Raw genomic sequence first — 18863 nt, 5'->3', positions numbered from 1 at the left:
GTTATAAACTTCTCAGAATGACGTTAGTTTAGAAGTGAAATGTTAATCTACCTTTGTACCAGTCGGTTTTGCACTGATTTTTGCCGGAGTCAGGTTATTAGTGATACGAAAGACCGTCTTATCCACGCGCCGCTGAAGCATGATTTCAACCATTACTGTTTCATTCGGATGTATAATTTTGTTCATGTCAGCAAGTGAGGAATGAAAATCAAGTAATCTATAATAGGCAAGGGCTTGAGCGCTTGATTCGGGGTATGCCTTAATCCGAAATCCCAGATTGCCTTGCATTTGGGGTGTATTAATCCCGGTTTCCATAACGTTATAGTCAAGAAAATAAGTCAATTTCCCTCGATTATTTAGGTTTCGCTGGCGATCGACGAAGAAACCTTGAGGAAGCGCCAATTCGCTATATTTGGGACCAGCAGTTAAATAAAGATCATAATCGACAAGATGATTGCCCCGGTCATCAATGAGCCGGAAAACAATCATAGAGTAGCGATTAGTGATGTACTCGCGCTTAAAGATAAGCGTGTTCACAAATTCTATATGCTCACTGTTCTGAGTTTCTGTAGTAAGTTTATCGAGCTCGATCGCTACTGCATTATAGGAGGTACTATTGTTTACTCGCAGACAGCGCAGGACCCATATTGCCGTAGGATGAGTCGCTGCATTGGCCATAGTCACACTTTGAATGATTCCAATTTTTTTACCGGAATGCGCAAGCCCAGGCAGCACGCCAAATGCCATTGGTTTTGACCGTATCATCTTGGAGACAACGAGATTTTCACCGTTATTTCCCTCCTGATGTAATTTCAACAGACTATAATTCATATTTGTAGCCGCTACGCGAACTATTCCATCAGACCCAGCTTCTCCCGTGTAGGAGTTCAGCGCATCATAAAGTTGGCGATCAATTGTCTGGCCGGTAAGTACAAAGGAATAGATGCCATTCGCAGTACAATCGTAATCAAGCCAACTTTCATTCAGTTGCCAACTCATATCGCTTCCGAGCTCAAGCCAATCCAGAACCTGTTGTCCCGGTTCAACACCTTCAAAAAAACTCTTGATACGGCTTAACCGAGATTTACCAAGTTGTGCAAGAGCAGAGCCGTGGTTAGAGGGGGCCAGCATGATAAGATGGCTCAATGGGCATTTTGCAAGGTTATTCTTAAAGTACAAATCCATCCACTTTCGAACAATGGGCCCACCGGTTGAATGAGTGATGCATGCAAAACGTTCTCCATCGTGTAGCTTATCCGCAATTTCATCACGTAAGGCCTGATCGAATGCTCGTGCTATATCGTCAACCGTTACTGTGTCGTCAAAGCTGATGTAGCGCCCGAGATAAATATTGCCTACCCGAATATCCAGCGTTTGTTGTTTGCTCTGACTTTCAAGCCATTGAGGAAGCTCCCCATAAGAATTGGTATGCGTGGCACTCCAACCATGGACAAAAATAACAATCATATCGCTCCTTGACTTAGTAGCTCTACAACAGGACATTGTTGAGTAACTGGATGATAGTAAATTATTTTAAACTCGAACCTCAAGTTTTTTTGGTTTGATATCCTGGATAAGATTAATTAGGAGGTTACTTGACTATATATATGAGCAGTAACCTTGGTGACTAGAAAAAATAGTTAACTCTGTAAATTAAGGTTCACATTTAATGTGTTTATATGTGCACTGTATAGTACCGTTTAATGAGATTAATTGAGGCAGCGTTGTATTTTTGCCCTATGTGTAAAATAACTGATTTAAAATTGCACTAAAAAATGTTAATCTACCAATCTATTTTAAAAATAAGCGCTCCCAATGATTCAATCAGAACACGCCGATCAGCACCTTTCATTCGCTCAGCTTCCCCTTCGCCAAGAATTAATAAAGAGTCTTGTTGCTGCAAATTATGAAAACATGACGCCTATCCAAATGGAAAGCTTGCCCATAATTCTTAGAAATGAGGATGTTATTGCTCAAGCCAAAACAGGTAGTGGAAAGACCGCTGCTTTTGCGTTGTCTCTATTAAATAATTTAAAACTTTCTTTTTTTGCAGTGCAAGGTTTAGTACTTTGTCCTACCCGTGAATTGGCAGAACAAGTAAGCCAAGCCATCCGTCGATTAGCCTGTTTGATGCCTAATGTCAAAATCATTAATTTATCCGGTGGAATACCTATGAAGCCTCAGCTTGATTCATTAAGGCATGGCGCTCATATTATTGTAGGAACACCGGGGCGAGTTCTTAAGCATTTAAAAAACAACTCATTAGACTTAACTCAGGTAAAAGCTTTAGTTTTAGATGAGGCAGACAGAATGCTGGATATGGGCTTTTTTGATGACATGAAAAGCATAATTTCTGTTTGTCCTAAACAACGTCAAACCTTGCTTTTTTCTGCGACCTATCCTGAAGAAATCAAACAGCTTTCAAAACAATTCATGAACAATCCGAAAGAAGTTCGTGTTGAAACTCCTTCTGAGGAAATTGATATTGAACAACGTTTTTTTGAAGTAACGAAGCAAGCTCAGAAATTTCCCTTATTAAAATCATTATTGTTACATTATCGTCCCATTTCTACGTTAATCTTCTGTAATACCAAGCAACAAACAGTGGATGTGACAGACGAGCTCATCCATGAAGGCTTCAGCGCCCTTGCTTTACATGGAGATATGGAACAAGTCGATCGTGATCTTGCTGTTTTGCGCTTCGCCAATCAAAGTTGTACGATTCTTGTCGCCACTGATGTTGCAGCACGAGGACTTGATATAAAAGAACTTCCTGCAGTAATTAATTTTGATCTCGCTTTTGATCATGATGTGCATACTCATCGTATTGGTCGAACGGGAAGAGCAGGGAGTAAAGGCATTGCCTTAAGTATTACAACCCCTGCGGACGCACAACGAATTTGTGCCATTGAGGATCACCTACCGCACCCCATTAACTGGGGGACTATTGATAAATTAGAAAATCACCACACGACACGATTAGTACCAGAAATGGTTACACTCTGCCTTTCTTCCGGCAAAAAAGATAAAATTCGTCCCGGAGACATCCTTGGGGCATTGACCAAAGATGCGGGATTAGCAGGAAACACTATTGGGAAAATTAATATCACGGCACTGCACTCCTATGTGGCAATCCATCACAGCCAAGCCGATAAAGCACACCAATATTTGCAAAGTGGAAAATTGAAAGGACGCAAAGTCAATGTACGTAAAATTAATTAAATTTTTAGCTAATAATTTCTTATCAGAAAGGAAATTGTTGGGGAACATGTTGGATTTATCACAATGTGCCCGATCACTGACTTTGCAATTAAAGATCGGGCCTGGATTTAGAGATAAGGGGAGTGTGTTGGTTTCAATTAGAGTTTTGAAGCCTAAGTTCAGATTGCTTCAAATCTATTGCATGATTTAAATCATCGATATCAATGATGCTAACTCCTGCTTTCGATTGAATAAACTCAATACGTCTTCCCAAAGAACCTTCGGGTTTAATATGATTTCCTGCTTCGAGTAATTTAGTTTCTAAATCACTTAGGAGTGATTCGATAGTTTTCTTATTTTTTCCGTCCAAATTACCAGCATGATCTTTTAGTAATTTTTCCACAACTTCAGTATGGTGGCGATCCCAGTGCCCGGTAAAAAAGCGATGGACACTGCCAATGAGCCAATGATGAGAAGGTTGATTTTTACAATAATCTGCTAAAAAAGAAATTCCTATTTCATAGTTTGTCATAGGAGTATTAGTTTGTGACAAGCACAAATTATGATAACTGTTTGGGACAGTAAAGAGATTGAGAACACGCTGATAGAGGTTGCTTACAAATGTTACATCAATGACCCCTTTCGTTCTATACAAGGCATTATACTTAATTGCTTCTACCTGAAAATGAACCCGTTCTCTCAAAGTGCTCGCAGGAAGTAAAGCTGCTTTCAAATAACTATCTGAGGCCGGTATATTTTCAGGAGCATTTGTAGGAACCAAAATGTGAATAATATCCTCATCATCAGCATTAATATTTAGGCTATCTTCGACTATAACAGCAGTATTTAATTTACGGTTCATTGCTGCTTTGGCTTTGTTCACTTTTTTTTCACTACTTGAATCACCAACTAAAATACTGGTCTCTGCTTTACCTAATATTTCTATTTTTGTAATATCAATATTAGCTCCCTGCAAGGCAGATCTTATTTCGTCCGCGGAACTTTGTGCTGAGCACACGATAATATGATCATTTTTTCTTAAGTGTTCTTTAAATACATGCGCGGTTTGGCTTGGAAAAAACAATTTTCTGTTGTTCTCCCCTAATGAAGCTTGGCTAATTAATGTACCGTCAACATCATATAATACAACTTTAGGCATCCTGTGCTCCGTGTTTTGATAAAATGCGCCCAATTGTATCATGTAGATTATAAAACAAACATCACGATGGATGGGGTATCCCGCGCGAGAATTCATCCATCAAAGAAGGTAAGGAATTAATTGTTAATTCGAATATTAATAAACTGCCAAGGATCACTTTGATCCGTATCTTGATTATTTGAATTGTCCCTGTCTTGTAGCGGAGTCCAATCTGTATAATAACCACCGACTTTCCCCAGATAAGGGAGGGCTAAACTCAAAATATACTCATGGTCCATATCTTCAGGTTCTATAATTCCACGTTCTGGATTTTGAATGGCCCAAATCAAACCCGATAAAACTCCAGCTGCAACTTGTAAGCTTGTGGCATTATTATGGTTAACTAATTTTCTAGCCTCATGTATGGATAGATGAGAGCCATACCAATAAGCTCCCTTTTTATTTCCCATTAATAACACCCCGAGTTCATCAGTGCCATCAACAATTTCGTTTAAAATAATCCGTTTTTCTTTTTGAGGGATGTATTTTCTTTGCACAAGTTCTTTTAAAGATAAAATAGCATCTGGGCAGGGATGATACGCGTAATGAACTGTTGGTCTGTAATACACCTTATTATCTTTTTTTAAAGTTAAATATTCTGCAATAGATAATGATTCAGCGTGAGTAATTAAAAAGCCATTAATAGGACCAGAGTTAGGGGTCCAAGTTCGGACTTGAGTCTCAGCTCCGGGTTGACTGAGATATATCCCACAATTCGAGCCAAAGTCGTGATGATTTGCATCATGAGGCCAATGACGTTCATGACTTCCCCATCCCAGTTCAGCAGGTCGAAGGGCTTCAGAAATCAAAGCATCGACTGACCAGGTATTTATAAATTCATCTGGTTTTTTAGTTTGAGAGGAAATTTGAGAATCATGTTCAGAAATATGTATCGTTTTTATATCAAGCTCATGAGCCAATTGAGCCCATTCCACAGGTTTTTTTGGTAGATCGCCATCCCACTTATTATCTTTTGCCACATTCCATAATGCTTGTTTAAGAAAGTGGGATACCAACCCTGGATTCGCTCCATGGGTTAAAACTGCGGTGGGACCCTGCTTTTTATGTTGTAACGTAGCATCACGTAAAGCATAATTAGAAAGTAGTTGATTCGTATCGCTATTCCTTTTTTCCCAAGACTCAGCGGCGGCATCTAAATATAATATTTTATTTAATTGGCAATATTTTATTAAATCAATAGTGGATACTCCCACGGATAAATTTAACAAAAAATCACCAGGTGTAAGAATAGAGGACAAAAGCTCTTGGTAATTACGTTCTTCAACTGCAATTTCATTGAATGAGACACCATAGTTGTTTGCCACATTCGCACCAAGATTATGTTTTGATAAGATGTAAATTTGCGACGGATCTAATTTAAGACATTTGAATAAAAGAGGTAATATTGCTTGGCCAATACTGCCGAATCCAAGAATTAGAATTTTATTTTTAAACACTATTTGAGCCGTTGATTGATCCATAAAGCTTCCCTCAAATAGAATGACCTATTTGTAATTATTTGAAATAGAGGTATAAATTTAACTACCCCAGTATATTTTTAGTATAGCTCACAAAAATAATCTGATTTCAAATTTTAACTAAATTCGATCGTTGGTTGAAAATAATCAGAGTGTGAAGTCGAAGATATAATGAACTTATTACATTCAATCAAAAGGGACTCCCATAAATGAAAAGTTACGAAATGTATATTGATGGAAAATTTACTTCAGCCCAGAGCGGAGCCACTCGCGATATTATTGATCCCGGCAATGGTGAGTTGATTGCAAAAGTTCCAGAAAGTACCAAGGAAGATGTTCTGATTGCGATCAAGGCTGCAAGGAAAGCGTTCGATAAAGGTGATTGGAGAAAAACATCAGCACTTGATCGAAGTAAACTTTTATTCAAAGTTGCAGATTTAATTCGTGCTAATGCAAAAATGTTAGCCGAGCTGGAAACACGAAATTGTGGAAAACCATTGGCAGAAGCAGAATATGATGTGACTGATGCAGCCAATTGTTTTGAATTTTATGCTGGGCTCACTACTAAAATTCATGGGGAAACGATGGCGGTTCCAGCGAACTCCTTTAGTTATGTGGTACGTGAGCCTATAGGGGTATGCGGTCAAATTATTCCCTGGAATTTCCCACTACTTATGGCCGCTTGGAAACTTGCTCCAGCACTTGCAGCAGGAAATACCGTAATCTTAAAACCTTCGGAGCTGACACCATTAACAGCGCTTGAGTTATGCAAACTGATTGATCAATGTGGATTTCCAGCTGGTGTAGTGAATGTGATTACTGGCCCGGGTGTGGGAGTAGGTGAAGAATTATCAACTAATTCAATGGTAGATAAAGTGGCATTCACTGGTGGAACAGTTACCGGCAAAAAAATAATGCAAGCGGCTACTGGGAATTTGAAGCGAATATCATTAGAGCTTGGTGGGAAAAATCCAAATATTGTATTTGCAGACTGCGATCTGGAGATGGCGATTGATGGGGCTCTTTTTGGTGCATTTGCAAATCAAGGTGAGGTATGTTCTTCTGGTTCTCGCTTAATCGTGGAGCGTTCTATTCACAAAAAAATTGTGGAAGGGATGTTGAAAAAAATTCCCAATATCAAGCTTGGTCATGGTTTAGATGCTGGCGTAAAAATGGGGCCACTGGTTTCAAGTGCGCACCGTGAAAAAGTAGAGCAATACATCAAGATAGGGATTGATGAAGGTGCGAGATTGATTTGTGGTGGGAAGCGCCCTGCAGGTGAAGCATTTGAAAAAGGAAATTTTATTGAGCCAACCATTTTTGATGAAGTAAAACCTAGCATGCGCATTGCTCGAGAAGAAATTTTTGGTCCCGTACTCGCAGTTATCCCTTTTGATACTGAAGAAGAAGCCATTCAAATTGCAAACGATACCGACTATGGTTTAGCAGCCGCGGTGTGGACTAAGGACCTTACTCGTGCACATCGAGTGACCCCTCAAATTCGTGCCGGAATTCTTTGGGTAAACCATTACCATCCAACTCATAATGAAATGCCTTGGGGGGGATACAAACAAAGTGGATCGGGCCGCGAGTTGGGTTTGTATGGAATCGAAAGCTATCTTGAAATTAAGCAAGTGAATATTAACCTAGATGATGCACCAATCGGGTGGTACTAATGAATCAAATTAATATTAAAACACAAATACCAGGACCAAAGTCAAAAATATTGATGGAGCAACGTCATAAGCATGTTGCGCAAGGTCCATTTCACGCTACTCCCATCTTTGTGAAAAAAGCAAAAGGTTCGTTTGTAGAAGATGTAGATGGAAATGTATTTTTGGATTTTTCATCCGGAATTGGCGTAGTGAATACAGGACATTGTCCCGATGCGGTGGTCAATGCAATCAAGGCTCAAGCTGAAAAATTCATGCATACAAGTTTTAATATCCTTCCTTATGAAGGCTATATTAACGTATGTGAAAAATTGAATCATCACACTCCTGGGCACTTTGAAAAAAAATCAATCCTGTTGAACTCAGGAGCCGAGGCGGTAGAAAATGCAATTAAAGTTGCTCGTGCCTATACCGGAAAGCAAGCAGTGATTTGTTTTGATCATGCCTACCACGGTCGTACTTACATGGCTATGGCACTTACTGCAAAGAACAAACCCTACAAGCATGGATTTGGCCCATTTCTTTCAGAAATTCATCGTGCTTCCATTCCGTATGAGTATCGTTGGCAGGGAAAAAATTGTGTCGAAGAATGTTTCAATGATTTTTCAGAACTTGTTAATTTTCGTGTGGGTGTTGAGAATACTGCTGCGGTGATTTTAGAACCCATATTAGGTGAGGGGGGATTCATACAATTTCCAGCTCCATTTTTGCAAAAACTTCGTGAGTTTTGTACGGCGAACAACATTGTTTTTATTGCAGATGAAATTCAATCCGGTTTTGGCCGTACTGGAAATCTATTTGCGATGAAGACAATGGGGGTGGATCCTGACATTACTGTATCAGCAAAAGGACTTGGTGGTGGAACAGTGATCGCTGCCGTAACCGGAAAAGCTGAAATGATGGATGCTGCAATGGTCGGTGGGTTAGGCGGAACCTTTGGAGGAAATCCACTAAGTTGTGCGGCGGCTCTTGAAGTATTCAAAATCTTTGAGGAGGGGAGGCTTTTGCAAAATGTCGCTAATCTTTCAAAAGTACTTCATTCTAGGCTTTCTGGGTTTAAAGAAAAATATACAATAGTCGGTGATGTTCGTGGTTTGGGTGCTATGCAGGCGATTGAACTAGTGAAAGATAAAAGCACAAAGGTGCCAAATAAAGAGGCGGCCGACAGATTAACACGATTTTGTTTAGAACATGGGTTGGTCATTCTTAGCTGCGGAGGATACGGAAATGTAATTCGTCTTCTCATGCCACTTTCTACTGATGTAAAAGATTTGGAAATTGGACTCTCTATCATGGAGGAAGGACTCAAGACCTTATAACGAAAGTGTAATATAAGTTCTCTTGAGAAGCTTGTTTGCTTACCCTTTGTCCGCGGGCTCCAGTTTTTCAGATCAGCTTTTCTGGAGCCCGCGGACAAGCCGGGACATCGAAGCAGGGCTGGGGGCGGCGATGTATAAATGATTCAGTTGCGAGCAATCAGGGCGTTGTTTTTCAAAAAAGAAACGGAATGAGTGCTTTTCTATCCTTAGGATAATTAGAAAAATGGGACTGATACCACCGATGATGTGCGATTGCCCGCGGGGCTAAATTGGCTATGGTCCACAGGGTAAAAGAAAAGCCAGCAAGTGACCAAGTCGCTACTCCCCAACCAATCCATTCAAGAATTTCACCAAAGTAATTTGGGCTGCTCAAAAAACGATACATTCCACCGTAGGGTATCTGGTAGGAGCCGGTTCTTTTATTTTTATTCATTGCAAACAAAATGTTGTCTGAATTTTGATTGATTACAAATCCTGAAACAAACAGTATTAAGCCAATAATAAAATGGGGGGATTGCAAGGTTGCAGAAGTAATTTCTTGAAAATGAGTGAGCCAATAGGCATTTACAAAACCATTGACCGTCGTAAAAAACGTGGCGGATATCGTGATAACAATGGGCACCCGTTTTGCATTGTTCAAGCGAAACGGATAGATCAAGGAACGATAGACATAATGTAATTGCCACATGCAAAAAAATACCCAGGTATAAATAGAGGGTTTTGCCATTAAGAAAATAACTAAAAATGCGATCACCGATGGCAATTCCATCAAACACCAAGAAACACGTGCAGGAATTTTAAGAGAGCTACTCTCTTGGTCATAACGTCCATAAGGTGCTCGTTTAAAAAAAAGCGAGAAAAATACGATAACAGCTAAAGCACTCCAGAAATAAAGAAATAAAGTGAGATTGTTTTGAGTCATAATTTTATTTTGCCATTCTGTGAAAACCAATGAAGAGTATCATGGACTGTTGTTTGGATTTCGGTTCTTTTGTACCCTAATTCTTTTTCCGCCTTCGTACAATCCACCGTGGGTGGATACATCAAAGTTTCAATGGCGTACTTGGTAAAAAGCGGTTCTGTATTGGTAATTTTAGAAAAAGCTTCCATAAGCGGTACCAAATAATAAAGTATGTTTGAGGGAAGAAACAAACGAGTCATTTTTTTTTGTTTGACAAGGGATATCAATTGGACCAAATGATGCATGTTAATGTCATGGCCACCTAAGATGTAGCGCTCTCCAGATTTACCTTTTTCAGCAGCAATTATTGCACCTTGAACCACATCACGAACATCAACAAAATTAAATCCTCCACGCACCAAAAAGGGTGTGTATCCTTTGTATATTTTAATTATTGCAGTTCCCATGAGTGATAATTTATGGTCATTGGGACCAATTACCCCGGTGGGATTAACCACCACTGCATTTAATCCTTGTTCACAACTAGCAAACACGATTTTTTCAGCCTGAGCTTTAGATTGGTCGTAACTGTTCACGGACTCTAAAGCAAGCGGGGAATTTTCATTTAAAATTGGAGGAGTATCAGGGTTTTTAGAACATTGGAGTGCATGAATGGAACTAAAATGAACGAGCTTTTTTACTTGATTTCTAAGGCAGGCATTCACCACATTTTGGGTTCCTTGGACGTTTGTTTTATGAACCTCCTCGGCTTCGCGATTTGTAATGGCAATTTTCGCCGCTAAATGAAACACTGTATCAACATCTTGAGTCGCAGTATACAAAACCTCACGATCTAAAATATCTCCTCTGCATACCTCAAGACTGGAATGGGTGAGGTATTTGGGGAGTTCATTTCGTACAAGTATTCGGACATCATATTGTTTTTTAATAAGCTCGGTTATGAGGTTATTTCCAATGTGTCCACTCGCTCCGGTGACTAATACTTTCATAGTTTAGTGGTTCCTATCCAGTATTTTTAAGTGTCATTCATAATAGTGTAACGATCTTGCGAGGTGACTCCTTTTTTAAAAAACATCAGGAGTCGGCCTTAGTAAAGACAAATAATCGCGAGAACGACACAATCCCTAGGCGGTCCGCATCGACCAGGGCATTAACGGTTCCTGCAATAAACGTGCTGTAAAATGCCGAGAATCCTTTAGGAAAGAGGCGAATCATTTCAAGACCTAAAATTGCGCTCCCCACGGTCCGAGAACGAAGTGCGCCAGCTAGAAGCTTGTTTTCGGTAAAAAAATAGCTCCACCCAAGATCTTTTGAAATTTCTGTTTCAGACACTAAGCTTAGACCCACGCTGCGAGCTGCATCGATCAGATCTTCGCTCGTGTGCAGCGGTGGCATGCCCGTCACAAACTCAATTCGCTCAACAAGTGCGCGATGCTGCGGATTGTTCGCATCATATTTAGAGGTCAAAATCGCGTCATAGACTACATATCGTGCATTAGCTTTCAGTACACGATGGACGTTTCCAAATACTTGTGGAAGCAGGTTTTTTGAAATGTATTTAAGTGAGTAAATACTGTAAGCTGAGTCCAGGAATTCATTAGGGAACGGCAAATTTTGTGTATAGTCCCCCTGCGTGACTTCGCACAGGTGATCCAGCTTTTGTTCACGGTTTAAGGCATTCGCCCGCTCTACTTCTGCTTGTGACAAGGTGACACCGAATACTTTCCCCTGAGAAAGACGGGCAATATCACGTGCTGCGCCACCAAGACCACAGCCCATGTCAAGCGCGGTATTCCCGGGTAACAGGCCGAGGACTGAATTGATTTGTTTATGTAAGTTCGAAATGGTCTCTTCGCGCGATTGCCCCTCATGCTCGGGCGGATAAAAAACCCAACTGGTGCCGTAAGCAATCTCAATTACTTCCGCCATGAGGTCATAGTAATGGGAGGCAACGACTGCATGATTATGAGTCTGTTTCGCAAGAGAGAACAGCTGATCGTGCTCTTTGACAAAAGCGTTCAAGTCATTCCGTCTTAAAAGAAAACGTAAAGTCTTCATGTAATTGATTAATAGCGACATAGGTCTTGTCCTTGAATTGGGAATACATACAATAAGTTGTTCCCCTGGTATTAGTTATTATTTCCCTTATTTATAATCTAGATTAAATAGTTTCGGTTAGCAAATCAGTTGCTTCGGTTGTTACGGATTGGACATCATTAATACTGGTAGTGAGTAATCAGGTCCCCACTACGTTGTCATCAGCCAAGTATTTTGATTTAATTTGGATTAAGAAAATCGTTAATGTTCGGTACTCTCTAAGTCATCCTGATCGAACATGTCTTTAGGTTTTTGGTGATGGCTTCTTAATTGTTTATTCAATACGGAGCAATCATTATGTATACATTCAAACACGATTTTTTTTTATTAAACTTATGCCTTAAGGTTATATTTTTATCTGCATTGTCTTTGCAAGGATTTGCGACAGAGCTCTCTGCAGAACATAAGCCATTCTTGGATAAAACATTTCAACTGGCTTATTCGGCTCGTCAAAAAGGTAATCATCCCTTCGGTGCGTTACTCGTGTATCGAGGAAAGGTTATTTTAACAGCAGAAAATTTAGTTAAAACATCGCACGATGTGACGGCGCATGCCGAAATGGAATTAATCAGACAAGCCTCTAAACAATTTTCTGAGGATATTTTAAAACAGACCATCCTTTATACTAGCACTGAGCCTTGTGCCATGTGTTCTGGAGCGATTTATTGGGCAGGAATATCTCATGTTGTTTTCGGGTGTTCTGCACAAACATTAGAAAAGCTTGCAGATGGGGGCTTTGCGATTCCTAGTGATGTAATTTTTAAACAAGGAAAAAGGACAATAAGATCGAATGGTCCTTATTTTGAAGAAGAGGCTGTTAAGGTGCACGAAGGATTTTGGCAGCATCTATCTAATGTATAGTTTGGGATTGTAGCCTGGTTGCAAGCAACCAGGTTAAGTTGGCACAGTCTTTATTGAAGGCTAATGGTGTTGGTTGTTTCTAAAGGTATAATTTTTGGTTGAGTTTCTTGTTGGGCAAACATACTTAATTGGCATAACGCGCTTAATTCATTAATATCCATGCCATTTTCTTTTAATAAAGCCATCACTGGGTTTTTTTCTGACAGTAATTTTTTTGCAGTTGCTGAGCCATGCTCACATGCCTCTTTTAAATAAAACAACGCTTTTTCTGGATTAAATTTAACGATACCTATGACCTCTTTTCTTGCATTTGCATACATTTCTGCCAACAGAAATGCAGGACGTTTAGGCAGGCCGGCTGACTCATCATTTATGGAAAGTTTCAATGCATTTTCGATTAATTTTATTGCTATATTAGATTGAGCCAAATCACATTCAAGCAATTTTTTTTCTTTAAGGATGTCCAAGGCTGTATAGGATAAACCTTCAGCATAAGGCATGTCATCGAGGGGTACATACGCTAGTTTTTTCAATGTAGTTACATCGTTCTTCGATAATTTTAACTCTTCTCCCAAGCGATCAATAACTGGATCAACCATGGCTTTACCCATTTTAAATTGAGCGAGTCTTTGTTCTACACAGGTTATCATCTTATTTACGTGACAAATATAATGGGAAGATGGAAACAAGCCGTTCAGAGGTCTATATTTTCTTAAAAAGACAAGATCAGCTAAATCTTCTAACTCATAAGGTAGATGGCTAAAGTTATATTGTTCATTCACTGCGTCAGGGTTTTCATTTTTATACGCGATGAGCTTACTAAGTGCCAGGTTTAATAACTCACCACGATTTAATTTTGTAATTTCAATATGACTTTGCATAGAGCCTCTTGTATTTTAAAACTGTAGAAAATACAGGTAACTACCCATATCTGTCGGATGCTTATTTTATTTTTATGACGAATATTTTTCAATTAAAATGTTAAATATATATGCAAGCGTGGAGGTGTAAATGTTCTCTAAAATTAAAGGTACAAGCCTGGCATGAGAGCCAGGCAGTCCCCATAGAGTTTTGGAAAAATAGAGGTTTAGATCTATGCTGCTTTCTTGTTATGCGAGATGAGCTTCAGAAGTGCTTGAGCTGCAGCAGTGGACGAGGCTGGATTTTGTCCTGTGATGAGGCGGCCATCGGTGATGGCAAAACTCTGCCAATTGGGAACTTTTTCATAACGTCCTCCCAATCGTTTCAACTCATCCTCAACGAGAAATGGTACCACTTCGGTAAGTTTCACGGCATCCTCTTCACTATTAGAAAAACCAGTCACACGTTTGCCCTTCACAATAGGTGCGCCTTTGTAGGTCACGTGACGTAACACGCCTGGTGCATGGCATACCAAAGCAATTGGTTTTCCGGAATTGTAAAAGGATTCCAGCAACTTGATTGAAACGGAGCTTTCGGCAAGATCCCACAATGGACCATGACCACCTGCATAAAATATGGTGTCAAAATCCTCCGCTTTTATGTCCCCAAGTTTGACTGTTTGGGAAAGTGCCTTTTTCGCCCTGTCATCCTTTTTGAATCGCTCCATTGCAGGAGTTTGATTTTCTGGCAAATCACTTTTCGGATCGATTGGAGGCTGTCCACCCTTAGGTGAGGCTAATGTCACTTCGATCCCTGCATCGAGAAATACATAATAGGGCGCCGCCCATTCTTCAAGCCAAAAACCTGTTTTATGTCCCGTATTGCCCAGTTGATCATGGGAGGTTAATACCATCAATATTTTCATTTTCGCTCCTCCTTCCGTGTCTTAATGAACGTGAACAAAGTATAAAAATCATCCTGGCACGTTTCCAGAGATGGTCACTATTATCATTTAGCATATCTGATTAATTTTAGTTCAAATTATTGTGATTTTCTAATTGGAAGTCTGATTGCTTGCTATTAAAGATAGGCTTTACGAGGTATTCGGGACCAAGTCATCTTCTGGAGATTCCTCACGGCATCTTCCAATTCACCTTAAGTTTTCCTTGACGCCACTGAGCCCTACTGCTGCGACTTGTTCGCAGTATCCAGGAAAACAAGGCTTAGTGCCTCACTCCCTGGATCCCGCGGACAAACCGCGGGACGTGGGTATTGTTATAAGTCACGTACAACTTAAAGGTAAATTGGCGGCTCTGCATTCGGGATTGACGTATTTCTTTTTTTTCTACCCTGGTTGCTTGCAACCAGGACAGTATTCGTGCATTGGTTTCGTTATTTATATGTGGCGTAATTTATTTCAAATTATTGGGTAGGATTGGCTATTTTATAGATGTATTTTTCGTATCGAATGTAACTTTCTGCAAAAGCTTGGGGCAAAATGTTTTGGATTACATAGTTCTTCATCTTCTCTACATTTTGGTGGCCATCCCACTCCCAAGTCATTGAAAAATATCCATCCCAGGTGTAGCACCAGCCTGCTGATTCTTGTTCGCAATCATTCTTCCATTGGATATCGCGTAAGAATTGGTAGGGTTCTAGCGCTTTGCTCACACTGCCGGGTATGATGTGCGATTGGTTGACCATATGAATGTAGTTACGTTCATAAACGAGCTGTACTTCTTCTCTAAAAGCAAAGCGGTTGCCAAAAAGTGATTGTTCTACTTCAAGAAGAAACGTGTCTTTGGCTAGAGGCTGAGAGGGAGGGTCTTGAGTTACGGTGAGTTTCACCGTGCCGCTTTTATAAAAATCTTCGACAAGTTCTTGAACGATATAGGCTGTAGGATAGTGATTTTGATACGACGCATGCCCACAGGTTGGGAGCGCAAATTTGAAACGATAAAGAGTTCCTTCATTACTAATTTGTATGTTTTCAACGCTAGGAATACGAATATCTTTGCACTCAGGAATACGCATTCTGTCAGGAACTTGCACGACAGGAACAGCGTGTGCTTTAAGAAAGCAGAAACCGGTCATTAAAAAAAGAAAGCCCATCTTAAATACAGTGGGTTGTTGCATGTTGTCTCCTGAATTAAAGATGAAAAATAGAAAAAATAGATCAGTAAAGTAACCAGCAGATGTATGAAAAGCAATAGCTATTTACCTTAAAAATTATGTTGTCCTCAAAACACATAATTAAGTTATGATGTCACAATAATAAAATTATTACTCACTGTTAAGTTATTAAATCAAAGTATTCCTTATGTCTTATACTGCTCTATTAAAACGTATTTGGGAGGCTGTTTATGATCCAAATTTGGATGTGGCTTCCACAGTAAAACACTATTTTCATCCAAAATATGAGCAATGTATAAATGGGGTAATAATGAACCATGATGATTATATTGTCCATGTCATAGAACAAAAGCAGAACATGCAAATAACCCACATTGAATATAAGCACATTGTTGAAGTAGGCAATGAAGTCTTTGCTTTGTATTATCCTAAAGGAATCAATCTGAATGATTTGGCTATTGAAGCTGAAGTAATTGCCTATTTTCAATTTAAAGAACAACAATTGCTAAAAATACACGGGCAAGTTAGATTGATTAAAGGGGAGTTAACGGATGTTGACATGTAAGATTCTTTTCAATTAATGAAGCAACGAAGTTTGTGTAGTCCACAATAATGCGCTCATCTCATTAAAAAATATTCTTCTAACGTGAAAAGAGAATGTTTTTTAGATGCAATAAACTTTAAAAAAGGTGGTTAGATGAAGATTACGGAGATTCATATTGCGCAATTAACCATTCCATTAATTCGCCCATTTATAACTGCCGTACGACGTACCGAATCCGTTGAGGATGTAGTGGTCATGATAAAAACGGATAGTGGCAATTGGGGGTATGGTTCCGCCGCGTCAACTCCAGCAATTACTGGGGACAGTACAGAGTCGATTATCACTGCAATTAAAACTATTCTTGGCCCCCAGTTAATTGGACGAAGTATTGCTGAATTGAATTTATTACTCCAAATGAATAATCAATCCCTAGCAGGGAATACTTCTGCAAAAGCAGCCATAGATATCGCATTGCATGATTTATTTGCCCAACGCTGTGGTTTACCTCTTTATAAATTGCTAGGTGGTAATACGAACAACATTAGCTCGTGCATTACTATAAGCGTTAAAGAGATTGATGCTATGGTTCAGGATGCCCTTGAGCTCGTCAATCAAGGGCATCAAACGATAAAAATTAAATTAGGATTAAATCCAATTGATGACATCAAACGCGTCCAGGCGATTCGTCAAGCGGTAGGTAGTTCTATTACCTTACTTGTCGATGCCAATCAGGGATGGTCTTATGAAGAGGCTTTAACGGTTATTGATTCATTGAAACAACAACATTTGAATATTCCTTTGGTCGAACAACCTATTCGTGCTCAAGATCTCCTGCACTTAAAGGCGATTAGTGAACAGGTTGAGTGTCTTATCATTGCTGATGAGGCGTGTTTTTCTCCTGAAGATACTCTGAATATTGCAAAAATTGATGCTTGTGATGGGGTCAATATTAAGTTAATGAAATCAGCCGGCCTTGAGAATGCGCAAGCGATTTATAATATTGCTAAAACAGCACAAATGAAAATCATGGTCGGCTGTATGCTGGAGTCACCCATTGGAATTGCTGCGATAGCCAGTTTTGCTTTAAGTAAGCCGGATATCGTCTATGCAGACCTTGATCCTATTTTTTTGATTCGTGACAATTATGTTCTTGGCGGGGCGCAGCGTCTTGGTAATAAGATTATTTTGTCAGACAAACCTGGTTTGGGGATTGAAGGTATTATCCAAGGATTAAATCAGATTGGAGTGATCCATTAATGTCATTTTACATTCAGCTGGCTAGTTTAGGCATTATTGTTCTTTATGCGGTAATGTTATTTCGCAATGTTGATGCCTTAATAGCGACTGCAATTTGTGTGGGATTAGGCTATTTGTGGAATCTAAGCAGTCCAATTGACATTGGAAATTCTATGGCGAGTGCTCTAGGCTCCTTCATGGCTTTAGTGGGTTTTATTATCATGTTAGGCCATGGTTTAGGCGAGGTCTTAACCCATACTCAGGTCAGTCATACGTTGGTGCACCAAATTGTTTATGGGATTGGGATTAATACACAACGCCGCGCTAAAATTGGCATTGTACTTTCCTCTTTTATTATTGTAGGTTTGCTAGGCACCTTGGCTGGAGGATTGGCAATTTTAGCACCCAGTTTACGCCCTATTGCAGGTTCTGTGGGATTATCGCGCCCCAGTTTGGCTGTGTTAATGCAGGCTTCAGCTGAAGAAGCTTTAATTCTTGGGCCTTTTGCACCTCCAGTCGTAGCGTTACTGGGCGTTACAGGACTAAATTATGTGACGGTGCTACTCTATGCATCGCTTCCAGTGGCCCTTGTTACTTTAATCACTACGTGGGTTATGGCGAACCGCTTACAACGAAAGTATGCGCATGAGTCATGCGATGATGAGGACACCTCAGAGCCATTTGTGCCAAGTAAACAACAAAAGCGCACTACATTGTTCTTTTTGATGTCCTTTATCGCGTGTGTAATCTATGGATTATTTGCTCAGGCAAAAACCACCTATGTTATTTTTGTCATGTTATTTCTGGCGCTTAGTACGGGATTGGCGAGTAAATTAAGTTTAAAGCAAATTTTTAAATTGTTAGTTAAGGGAATGCAAAAAAGTCTGCATCTCTTCTTTTTGTTTATTTTATTTGATCCTTTTATGGTTTTAATTCATCAAGCAGGTGGATTTAGTGCCTTAACAGAACTATTAACCCCCTTAATAAATTTAGGCGGCAAACCCATATTATCCATGCTAATTGGTTTCACCGGTGCATTTGGCATGCCTGGTGCGGCGGAAGCAACTATTAAAATGTTGCATCAGCTTTTTTATCCAAGTGTGCTTCAGATGCAATTGCCCATGATCGCATTCGCTTTATGTATGATTTTCGCAACCCGGGTTACTAATTATGCTTATCCTGGTGCCAATATGTTTGCTGCAATGGGATTTGCTGGCAGCGAAAATGTCAAAGCAATGATACAAAACGGACTAACCGTCACTGCGGCGCAAGTCTTATTTTTAATTGTATATAGTCTATTTTTATAATGAGGATATGACAAAACCATTTCATCGGTTAGA

16 protein-coding genes are annotated in these 18863 nt (G+C 39.7%); 7 read left to right on the top strand and 9 right to left on the bottom strand.

Features of this window, described 5'->3' with window-relative positions; all coding sequences use genetic code 11:
- Positions 1-42 precede the first annotated feature (42 nt).
- Positions 43-1467, bottom strand: a complete 1425-nt coding sequence (gene plaB, locus ACWTEW_RS33510) for a phospholipase PlaB (RefSeq protein ID WP_454782308.1) — start codon at positions 1465-1467, stop codon at positions 43-45.
- Between the two features lie 348 nt (positions 1468-1815).
- Here plaB and dbpA point away from each other — a divergent pair, with 348 nt between their 5' ends.
- On the top strand, positions 1816-3222 hold the full coding sequence (gene dbpA, locus ACWTEW_RS33505; RefSeq protein WP_454782307.1) for an ATP-dependent RNA helicase DbpA: 1407 nt from the start codon (positions 1816-1818) through the stop codon (positions 3220-3222).
- A gap of 133 nt (positions 3223-3355) precedes the next feature.
- Here dbpA and ACWTEW_RS33500 read toward each other — a convergent pair whose 3' ends face one another.
- Both ACWTEW_RS33500 and ACWTEW_RS33495 read right to left on the bottom strand, forming a co-directional pair.
- Positions 3356-4360 (bottom strand): DUF5617 domain-containing protein, encoded by a 1005-nt coding sequence (locus tag ACWTEW_RS33500; RefSeq protein ID WP_454782306.1) that lies wholly within the window; start codon positions 4358-4360, stop codon positions 3356-3358.
- A gap of 116 nt (positions 4361-4476) precedes the next feature.
- Positions 4477-5880, bottom strand: a complete 1404-nt coding sequence (locus ACWTEW_RS33495) for a saccharopine dehydrogenase C-terminal domain-containing protein (protein WP_454782305.1) — start codon at positions 5878-5880, stop codon at positions 4477-4479.
- 206 nt (positions 5881-6086) lie between these two features.
- Here ACWTEW_RS33495 and ACWTEW_RS33490 point away from each other — a divergent pair, with 206 nt between their 5' ends.
- Both ACWTEW_RS33490 and ACWTEW_RS33485 read left to right on the top strand, forming a co-directional pair.
- Positions 6087-7553, top strand: coding sequence for an aldehyde dehydrogenase family protein (locus ACWTEW_RS33490; protein ID WP_454782304.1), 1467 nt, complete (start codon positions 6087-6089; stop codon positions 7551-7553).
- Positions 7553-8869, top strand: a complete 1317-nt coding sequence (locus ACWTEW_RS33485) for an aspartate aminotransferase family protein (protein WP_454782303.1) — start codon at positions 7553-7555, stop codon at positions 8867-8869. Before ACWTEW_RS33490 ends, ACWTEW_RS33485 begins: the two co-directional genes overlap by 1 nt.
- Before the next feature lie 172 nt (positions 8870-9041).
- Here the strand turns inward: ACWTEW_RS33485 and ACWTEW_RS33480 are convergent, their stop codons facing one another.
- From ACWTEW_RS33480 to ACWTEW_RS33470, 3 genes are all read right to left on the bottom strand, one after another.
- Entirely contained in the window at positions 9042-9791 is a 750-nt protein-coding gene (locus tag ACWTEW_RS33480; RefSeq protein ID WP_454782302.1) for a DUF1295 domain-containing protein, read from the bottom strand.
- Entirely contained in the window at positions 9788-10780 is a 993-nt protein-coding gene (locus ACWTEW_RS33475) for an NAD-dependent epimerase/dehydratase family protein (RefSeq protein ID WP_454782301.1), read from the bottom strand. Before ACWTEW_RS33475 ends, ACWTEW_RS33480 begins: the two co-directional genes overlap by 4 nt.
- Before the next feature lie 85 nt (positions 10781-10865).
- Positions 10866-11870 (bottom strand): SAM-dependent methyltransferase, encoded by a 1005-nt coding sequence (locus ACWTEW_RS33470; RefSeq protein ID WP_454782300.1) that lies wholly within the window; start codon positions 11868-11870, stop codon positions 10866-10868.
- A 315-nt stretch (positions 11871-12185) separates the two neighbouring features.
- On the opposite strand from ACWTEW_RS33470, the gene ACWTEW_RS33465 reads away from it, so the two are divergent.
- Complete coding sequence (locus tag ACWTEW_RS33465) at positions 12186-12749, top strand: nucleoside deaminase (RefSeq protein ID WP_454782299.1); 564 nt, start codon at positions 12186-12188, stop codon at positions 12747-12749.
- Between the two features lie 50 nt (positions 12750-12799).
- Here the strand turns inward: ACWTEW_RS33465 and ACWTEW_RS33460 are convergent, their stop codons facing one another.
- From ACWTEW_RS33460 to ACWTEW_RS33450, 3 genes are all read right to left on the bottom strand, one after another.
- Positions 12800-13630 carry an SEL1-like repeat protein gene (locus ACWTEW_RS33460; protein ID WP_454782298.1) on the bottom strand — a complete coding sequence of 277 codons (831 nt, stop codon included), beginning with the start codon at positions 13628-13630 and terminating at the stop codon, positions 12800-12802.
- Positions 13631-13842: 212 nt separating this feature from the next.
- Entirely contained in the window at positions 13843-14535 is a 693-nt protein-coding gene (locus ACWTEW_RS33455) for a type 1 glutamine amidotransferase domain-containing protein (RefSeq protein WP_454782297.1), read from the bottom strand.
- Positions 14536-15032: 497 nt separating this feature from the next.
- Complete coding sequence (locus ACWTEW_RS33450; protein WP_454782296.1) at positions 15033-15746, bottom strand: hypothetical protein; 714 nt, start codon at positions 15744-15746, stop codon at positions 15033-15035.
- A gap of 184 nt (positions 15747-15930) precedes the next feature.
- Between ACWTEW_RS33450 and ACWTEW_RS33445 the strand changes: the two genes are divergently transcribed.
- The 3 genes from ACWTEW_RS33445 to ACWTEW_RS33435 all read left to right on the top strand — a co-directional run bounded on the left by ACWTEW_RS33445 (position 15931) and on the right by ACWTEW_RS33435 (position 18830).
- Positions 15931-16308 carry a hypothetical protein gene (locus ACWTEW_RS33445; RefSeq protein WP_454782295.1) on the top strand — a complete coding sequence of 126 codons (378 nt, stop codon included), beginning with the start codon at positions 15931-15933 and terminating at the stop codon, positions 16306-16308.
- A gap of 132 nt (positions 16309-16440) precedes the next feature.
- The gene (locus tag ACWTEW_RS33440; RefSeq protein ID WP_454782294.1) at positions 16441-17544 is read left to right on the top strand and encodes a dipeptide epimerase; all 1104 of its coding nucleotides are present in this window, start codon (positions 16441-16443) and stop codon (positions 17542-17544) included.
- Positions 17544-18830 (top strand): TRAP transporter large permease subunit, encoded by a 1287-nt coding sequence (locus ACWTEW_RS33435; RefSeq protein WP_454782293.1) that lies wholly within the window; start codon positions 17544-17546, stop codon positions 18828-18830. The genes ACWTEW_RS33440 and ACWTEW_RS33435 overlap by 1 nt, the downstream gene beginning before the upstream one ends.
- Positions 18831-18863: the final 33 nt, after the last annotated feature.

The organism is Legionella stuttgartensis (genome assembly GCF_977063405.2).
The sequence above is the reverse complement of the archived record's forward strand: the minus strand, read 5'-3'. Positions and strand labels throughout refer to the sequence as shown.

Bases quoted from the DNA above. Each gene is read 5' to 3' on its own strand.
- plaB (WP_454782308.1), bottom strand. From the start codon at position 1,467: ATGATTGTTATTTTTGTCCATGGTTGGAGTGCCACGCATACCAATTCT.
- dbpA (WP_454782307.1), top strand. From the start codon at position 1,816: ATGATTCAATCAGAACACGCCGATCAGCACCTTTCATTCGCTCAGCTT.
- ACWTEW_RS33500 (WP_454782306.1), bottom strand. From the start codon at position 4,360: ATGCCTAAAGTTGTATTATATGATGTTGACGGTACATTAATTAGCCAA.
- ACWTEW_RS33495 (WP_454782305.1), bottom strand. From the start codon at position 5,880: ATGGATCAATCAACGGCTCAAATAGTGTTTAAAAATAAAATTCTAATT.
- ACWTEW_RS33490 (WP_454782304.1), top strand. From the start codon at position 6,087: ATGAAAAGTTACGAAATGTATATTGATGGAAAATTTACTTCAGCCCAG.
- ACWTEW_RS33485 (WP_454782303.1), top strand. From the start codon at position 7,553: ATGAATCAAATTAATATTAAAACACAAATACCAGGACCAAAGTCAAAA.
- ACWTEW_RS33480 (WP_454782302.1), bottom strand. From the start codon at position 9,791: ATGACTCAAAACAATCTCACTTTATTTCTTTATTTCTGGAGTGCTTTA.
- ACWTEW_RS33475 (WP_454782301.1), bottom strand. From the start codon at position 10,780: ATGAAAGTATTAGTCACCGGAGCGAGTGGACACATTGGAAATAACCTC.
- ACWTEW_RS33470 (WP_454782300.1), bottom strand. From the start codon at position 11,870: ATGTCGCTATTAATCAATTACATGAAGACTTTACGTTTTCTTTTAAGA.
- ACWTEW_RS33465 (WP_454782299.1), top strand. From the start codon at position 12,186: ATGTATACATTCAAACACGATTTTTTTTTATTAAACTTATGCCTTAAG.
- ACWTEW_RS33460 (WP_454782298.1), bottom strand. From the start codon at position 13,630: ATGCAAAGTCATATTGAAATTACAAAATTAAATCGTGGTGAGTTATTA.
- ACWTEW_RS33455 (WP_454782297.1), bottom strand. From the start codon at position 14,535: ATGAAAATATTGATGGTATTAACCTCCCATGATCAACTGGGCAATACG.
- ACWTEW_RS33450 (WP_454782296.1), bottom strand. From the start codon at position 15,746: ATGCAACAACCCACTGTATTTAAGATGGGCTTTCTTTTTTTAATGACC.
- ACWTEW_RS33445 (WP_454782295.1), top strand. From the start codon at position 15,931: ATGTCTTATACTGCTCTATTAAAACGTATTTGGGAGGCTGTTTATGAT.
- ACWTEW_RS33440 (WP_454782294.1), top strand. From the start codon at position 16,441: ATGAAGATTACGGAGATTCATATTGCGCAATTAACCATTCCATTAATT.
- ACWTEW_RS33435 (WP_454782293.1), top strand. From the start codon at position 17,544: ATGTCATTTTACATTCAGCTGGCTAGTTTAGGCATTATTGTTCTTTAT.